General features: G+C 70.8%; 8 protein-coding genes. All 8 read left to right on the top strand.

Annotated features, from left to right (window positions below):
- On the top strand, positions 1-617 hold a 617-nt coding region (locus tag EAO73_RS35595), incomplete at its 5' end, for a hypothetical protein (RefSeq protein WP_147975658.1).
- A gap of 1 nt (position 618) precedes the next feature.
- Positions 619-837, top strand: a complete 219-nt coding sequence (locus tag EAO73_RS35590; protein WP_224756608.1) for a hypothetical protein — start codon at positions 619-621, stop codon at positions 835-837.
- Between the two features lie 723 nt (positions 838-1,560).
- Entirely contained in the window at positions 1,561-2,031 is a 471-nt protein-coding gene (locus EAO73_RS35580) for a hypothetical protein (protein ID WP_147975656.1), read from the top strand.
- Positions 2,032-2,050: 19 nt separating this feature from the next.
- On the top strand, positions 2,051-2,443 hold the full coding sequence (locus EAO73_RS35575; RefSeq protein WP_147975655.1) for a hypothetical protein: 393 nt from the start codon (positions 2,051-2,053) through the stop codon (positions 2,441-2,443).
- Between the two features lie 15 nt (positions 2,444-2,458).
- Positions 2,459-4,675: a hypothetical protein gene (locus EAO73_RS35570; RefSeq protein ID WP_147975654.1), complete on the top strand. Its 2,217-nt coding sequence runs from the start codon at positions 2,459-2,461 to the stop codon at positions 4,673-4,675.
- Entirely contained in the window at positions 4,672-5,151 is a 480-nt protein-coding gene (locus EAO73_RS35565) for a hypothetical protein (protein ID WP_224756607.1), read from the top strand. Before EAO73_RS35570 ends, EAO73_RS35565 begins: the two co-directional genes overlap by 4 nt.
- A gap of 14 nt (positions 5,152-5,165) precedes the next feature.
- Complete coding sequence (locus EAO73_RS35560; RefSeq protein ID WP_147975652.1) at positions 5,166-5,372, top strand: hypothetical protein; 207 nt, start codon at positions 5,166-5,168, stop codon at positions 5,370-5,372.
- Between the two features lie 122 nt (positions 5,373-5,494).
- The gene (locus tag EAO73_RS35555; RefSeq protein ID WP_147975651.1) at positions 5,495-5,686 is read left to right on the top strand and encodes a hypothetical protein; all 192 of its coding nucleotides are present in this window, start codon (positions 5,495-5,497) and stop codon (positions 5,684-5,686) included.
- Positions 5,687-5,898 lie beyond the last annotated feature (212 nt).

Below are 5,898 nucleotides of genomic sequence, written 5' to 3'. Positions count from 1 at the left end.
CCCAGGCCCCTCAGCCCCCCCAGGCCCCGACTTCGGAGAAGCCGGAGAAGCCCGCGACGTCCTCTCGCCTGTCCTCCGCGGTCGGCGGGATGCGCCGCAACACTGCGGCGATCGCCGTGTGCGGCACGATCGCCGTCGTCGCCGTGTGCGGCACGGTTGTCGCCGTGACCGGCATGCAGGCCGAGCAAGCCGCCCAGGAGCGTGCACGAGCCCAGGAAAGTGCGGCGAACTCCCTGGTGGAGGCGGAGGCCGACCAGCGGCGGGCGCAGACCGAGGAGGCCGCGGCCAAGACGTTGTACGAGCGGGAGATGACCGTCTACCGCGAGTGCATGAAATCGCGCGCGGCGGCGGTCGCCAAGGCGGCCTCCTACGACATCGCGAGGATCCCCGCCTGCGACGCCCCCACCCTCGGTGGCGCGCCCGCCCAGGCCGACGAGCCCGCCGGCGGCAGCGTCGGCGGCGCCATCACCTCCAGCCCGTGGCTGTGGGTGGCGCTGGTCGGGGGCGGCGGACTCCTCGCCTACAAGAAGCTCTCCTCGCCCTCCGGTTCCTCTTCCGGTTCGGGCGCCATCAGTTCCGTGAACGACAAGGGATTCACTTTCGAGAAGGGTGCATGACATGACGCTTCAGTTCTTCGCTCTCGGCCTGTTCTGCTGGGCCCTGTTCTTCACCTTCAAGAAGACCAAGGGAAAGCAGATGGCGGTCTGCATCATGCTGATCGTCGCCGGGATTTTCCTGCCCTACACGCCGTTCAGCGAGCCGATCAGGACGACGCTGGAGTCGGTGTTCAACACGGCGAACACGACCGTGAACAACATCGGTTCGTCGTCACGCTGAGTGCGCAACTGCGGTTACTGGTTACCGGTTACAGCCCCCGGACACCCCCGGTTCTGCCCGCCGTGCGGTCCGAACCGGGGTCCCACGGGCCTGTAACCGGTAACCAGTAACCGCCTCCAACCACGCAGAGTCACAGAAGGGAGGGTCGTGGAACTCCTCTTACTCCTCGCCATCAGCTACCTCGTCGGCGTGGACAACACGCACGGCAAATACGAGCAGGCGGGAATCAAGAAACCCCCGGCCAAAACGAAAAACAAATGGGAGCCGAACCGGGCACCCGAAACGTTCAGGAATACGCCGCACAATATCGCGGCACGAACGCATTACGGGCTCCTGGCGGGCGCTCACATGGCCGGTGGCCTGCGCGATGGCTGGCGCTCCGCCTACCTCAGGAAACCGAACGCAAAGCCTTCCGTTTCCGCCTCCGCCGAGCCCGCTGAAGGGCCCTCCACAGCCACTGAGCCGCCTACTACCGGCGCCCCGTCGGCGGATCCCCCGCCGCCGACGAGCCCGCCCTCACCGCCGCCGACAGTCCCGCCGATGCCGACGTATCCGCCGTCGCCAACGCCCCCGTCGATGCCGACAGATCCGGCGTCGACGGCTCCCCCGCCGCCGGCGGAGCCGCCTCCGACCGGCGTGCCGGGGTCGGCGGTTCCCCCGGTGGGCACCGTCCCGCCTCCTCGTACCGTCCCGCTGCCCGAACACATCCGGAAGGACCCCGCGATGCAGCCCAACCCGCCCACCCCGCACACCGCGACCGTCGACGACAAGGGCGTCCACGTCACCACCGCCGCCGGGAAGACCCGCACCTACAGCGGCGGTGAGGTCATGACCCTCACTCAGGTCATCGACCTCGCCGACGGCTCGGCCACCCTGTGCCAGGCCAGCACCGACACCTGCATGGTCCTCGCGGACGAGGCCGGGCAGCTGGCCGCCGACTGCGACGAGCTCATCGCCGAGATCACCGCGAAGGACGTCGGCGCGAACCTGATCGGCAAGTGCGAGCACCTCAAGGAGCAGCTCGACCTCCAGGCCGCCGCCGCCAAGGACGTCCACGACAAGATCCAGGGCGGCGAGGAAGCGTGCCGTACCGCGTCCGCGAACGCGGAACTCCGCCACGGACCGATCTTCCGCGCCGTCGCCGACAGTCCCCTGACCAAGCCCGCCGAGCGCGACTTCTACAACGCCCGATAGAAGAAGGAGAGACACCCGGATGAGCGCCACCGAGACCCTCAAGGACGCCGCGAACTACGCGGCCCTGCGCACCAAACTGGCCTGGCTCACGCACAAGGTCCACGCGCACGGCGAGACCGTCACCCAGCTAGCCTCGGACGTCGATGACGCCGCCGAGCAGATGCTGGACGCCGCCGAGACGATGAAGGCGCTGGCCGTCGACGACCAGACCACCTCGGAGTTCGCCGACGCCTCGCTGACCATGACCGGCGTCAAGGACGCCGCCGGTGCCTACACCTCCGCCGCCGACAGCGCCTCTGCGGCAGCCGACGACGCGAAGACCACCACCGAGACCGACCACGGCGGGATCGCCGACGCGGTCGCCACCTCCCCCGTCGACATGGCCGAAGCGGCCTTCTACGCCCAGCAGTAAGGAGCTCAGCGGATCATGGGGCCGACCCGAGCACAGTTCATCCAGTACGCGCCCGCCGCGCTCGCGGTGGTGCCACTCGTGGCCGGCCCCTGGTCCGCCCTCGCCGCCGCGGCGGCCGGAGCCGGGGCATGGGCCGTCAACACCTCCGCCCCAGCCCTGCGGTCGTTGATCGCGTGCGGGTTCACGGCCACCGGGTGCGGCATCGCCGCGCACGAGGTCCTCGCCACGGGCGCCAACCCGCTGATCGCCCTCGGGCTCGCCGTCCCGGCCGGGGCGGCCGCCCTGGCCCACCACCGCAACACCACCGGCCCCACCCCCGCGCCCGCACTTGCACCCGCCACCACGAGCACGAACCCGGGGGCCGGGCCGACGTCGCAGGAACAGCTCATCATCGCCTGGTGGCGCGAGTTCATCTCCGGTCCCACCCAGACCGAGGGCCGCAAGCTGATCCAGGCCGGGGCCAACCTGGAGCACCTCGGCCTTGAGATCGACGGTGACCGTGTGGCGTTCACCGGGATCATCACCCTGCCCCAGGGCGAACAGGTCAGGGTCAGGGCCGCTGACATCGCCGCCGTCTACCAGATCCCCGTCTCCCAAGTCGAGCTCGGCGACCCCAAGCACTACGCCCCGAACGCCCTGCCCGTCACCGTTCACCTCAAGACCCCGGCGGAGCAGCCGCAGATCGCGGCCGGTGCCCCGACGACACCCGAAGAGGTGTGGGCCGCGCATGTCGCTGTGCCGGAGGGTGCGATGCCCGGCACCACCCTGACCCTCACCCGCTACGACGGGCCGCTGGACTGGGAGGGAATCGCGACCCGCGAGCGCCGGGCGATCGGAGCCGTCAACCTCCAGGACCTCGCGGGCAACCTCGACCTGGAGACCATCCAGATCGCCCTCGCCCCCGGCGACAAGCCCTCCCAGATGGGGATCCGGGTGATGCGGGAACACGCCCTGATGCACGGCACGATGCTCTCCTCGGTCGTGGACGAGCTGTCGATGGACTCCCGCGGCTACGTCCGCGCCGGTACCTACGTCGACGGCCGGGCCGCTCTCCTGCCCCTGGCGCAGCCCGGCTCCGGCGCCCGCCACCTCTACCTCGTCGGCGGTTCCCGGTCGGGCAAGTCCGGACTGCTGGAACAGATTCTGCTCTCCGCCCACCGCTCGGGTATCGCGGTCGTCCTCGCCTCCCCGCAGGCCGGGACCATCGCCGGGGCCTCACTGTCCGCCTACCTCGGGGACGGCCTGGACGAGGCGATGGGCGCGCTGCGCCTTGCCTACGCGCTGATGCTCGACCGCGAAGCCCGCTACCGCAGCCCAGCCTTCCCGTTCACCGACCCGCTGCTCCTCGTCGTCATCGACGAGGCGCACATGCTGCTGTCGGCCTCCTCCCCCTACCACCTGGAGGCGAAAGCGATCGTGGAGCAGCTGACCCGCCGCTCCCTCAAACGCGGCATCGGCGTGGTCCTGGCCACCCAGACCCCGCTGGCCGAAGACCTCGGCAACAGCACGGTCATCCGCTCCCAGCTCCTCATCGGCGGCGGCGCGGTGTTCCTGCGCTGCGCACGCGGGCAGGGCTCCCTGGTCGGCGCGAACGCGGTGGAAGGCGCGGAGGGCCTCGACCTGTCGATGATCCCCTCGCAGTGGCCGGGCCAGTACGCCAAGGTTGCCGACCGGGACATGTCCGGCCTGGCCACCGAAGCCGCCGCCACCCCCGAGGACGGGACGTTCGGCCTGGGCTACCTCCTCACCCCCGGCTCCCAGGCCGTGCAGTTCCGCTCCCTGCACCTGGACGTCGCCCCCGTCACCCTCGCCGGAGGCCAGCCGCCGGTCGGGATCGAGGACTGCGACGCCTGGCGGGAACGGGACGCGATCACCCAGACCCCCATGGTCGACCGCCGCGGCAAGAACCTGATCGGCAGCCTCGCCGACCTCCTTGCCGCAGCAGAGGGCGCCCCCTCCCCGCAGGAGGAGCCCTACCCCACCCCCGGCGGCCACCACGCATTCGCCGGACCCAGCAGGCCCGGTGCCCCCGCCGCCGTGGGGGCCCCTGACGGACAGGAGCTGATCAAGCCCCGCATCCTCGAACTCCTGCGGGAGCAGTCCATCCCCATGACCGCCGAAACCATCGCCCGGAAGCTGGGCACATCCGCCAAGAACATCAAACCGCGCCTGTCCGAGCTGAAAAGGCGGGACGAGGTCACCAACGAGAACGGCCTGTGGAGGGCAGCATGAACACCCGCACCGCAACCACCGAGACCGAGTTCACCCACCTCGACGCCGACCTATACACGACGGCGTTCCAGTCCCTCGACCCCAGCCCCAGCCCCGCCCCGGAACCCGCCGCCACGACCCAGGCGGTTCCCGTCCAGGCTCCCGCCAGCGTCCCCACTGCCCCGCCGGTATGCCTGACCGGCCCGGTCGAGAAGACCCTCACCGACGCCCTCCAGTTCCTCGACACACACGGCTGGGCCCGCCACTCCCTCATCCACCCCGAAGGCGCCCGCTGCTCCATCGGCGCCCTGCGCGTCGCGGCCGGCGCCCGCAACGCCGCCTACCGCGACGCCGGCAACCTCCTCCTGGACGAAGCCCGCCGCCAGCACGGAAAGAAGTGGGAAACGATCCCCTCCTGGAACGACTCCCACACCGGAGCGCAGGTGCGTAGCGTGTGGGAGGCCGCCATCCGGCGCGCCCACAACCTGAACATCTGACGCTGGAGCTGCCCGTGTCGTTCTCGTTCACCAGCCCCGAACCGGACCGCGACGACCGCTCGTTCTCGTTCACCGGCCCACAGCCGGGCGACGATGGCCGCTCGTTCTCGTTCACCGGCACGGACCCGGCCGACATCGACAGGCAGCTCCAGACCATCGCCGACATGGCCACCGACATCCTCCAACGCGTCGCAGAAGTCCGCAGACAGCTCAACTCCTGACCCTCTCCTCCGCCCCGAAGCGGAGGAGACCACGAACACCACCCACGCCCCGCCCGGACGACTCCGGGCGGGGCGTTGTCGTTCCCTCCCCGAACCCGATCTGCCAGACCAAGGAGCACCCAGTGCCCAACACCACCGCCCACACCCTGACCCCTGACCAGGCGCCCGCCCTCAACCACCCCGCGCTCGCCGTCGCCTGCCCGGCCTGCCACGCCGCCCCCGGATCCCTGTGCACCTCGCACAGCGGCACCCGCCCCCGCCGCTACAACGTCCACCGCCTCCGCACCGAAGCCCTCTCCTCCACCACCAGCTGATCCGGTCGACCCGTCCGGCCACCGGCACCACCACCCCTCCCCCAGGGGGCGGCTGGTTTCGGTGACCGGGCAGGCCGACCGGCCCGAGCTCCACCCGCGCCCCGACGGCCCTCCCGGCCGCCGGGGCGCAGCACTGCCCGCCACCACACCCGTTGGAGGACATCGTGCTCACCCTTCGACCGCGCCGACAGACCGGACGGCCCCGCCCGCAA

The organism is Streptomyces sp. col6 (assembly GCF_008042035.1).
Lineage (GTDB): Bacteria > Actinomycetota > Actinomycetes > Streptomycetales > Streptomycetaceae > Streptomyces.
Note: the sequence above shows the minus strand (reverse complement) of the source record. Positions and strands in the feature narration are given on the sequence as shown.

Coding starts and splice junctions, on each gene's coding strand:
- EAO73_RS35570 (WP_147975654.1), top strand. CDS start 2,459: ATGGGGCCGACCCGAGCACAGTTCATCCAGTACGCGCCCGCCGCGCTC.
- EAO73_RS35565 (WP_224756607.1), top strand. CDS start 4,672: ATGAACACCCGCACCGCAACCACCGAGACCGAGTTCACCCACCTCGAC.
- EAO73_RS35580 (WP_147975656.1), top strand. CDS start 1,561: ATGCAGCCCAACCCGCCCACCCCGCACACCGCGACCGTCGACGACAAG.
- EAO73_RS35575 (WP_147975655.1), top strand. CDS start 2,051: ATGAGCGCCACCGAGACCCTCAAGGACGCCGCGAACTACGCGGCCCTG.
- EAO73_RS35590 (WP_224756608.1), top strand. CDS start 619: ATGACGCTTCAGTTCTTCGCTCTCGGCCTGTTCTGCTGGGCCCTGTTC.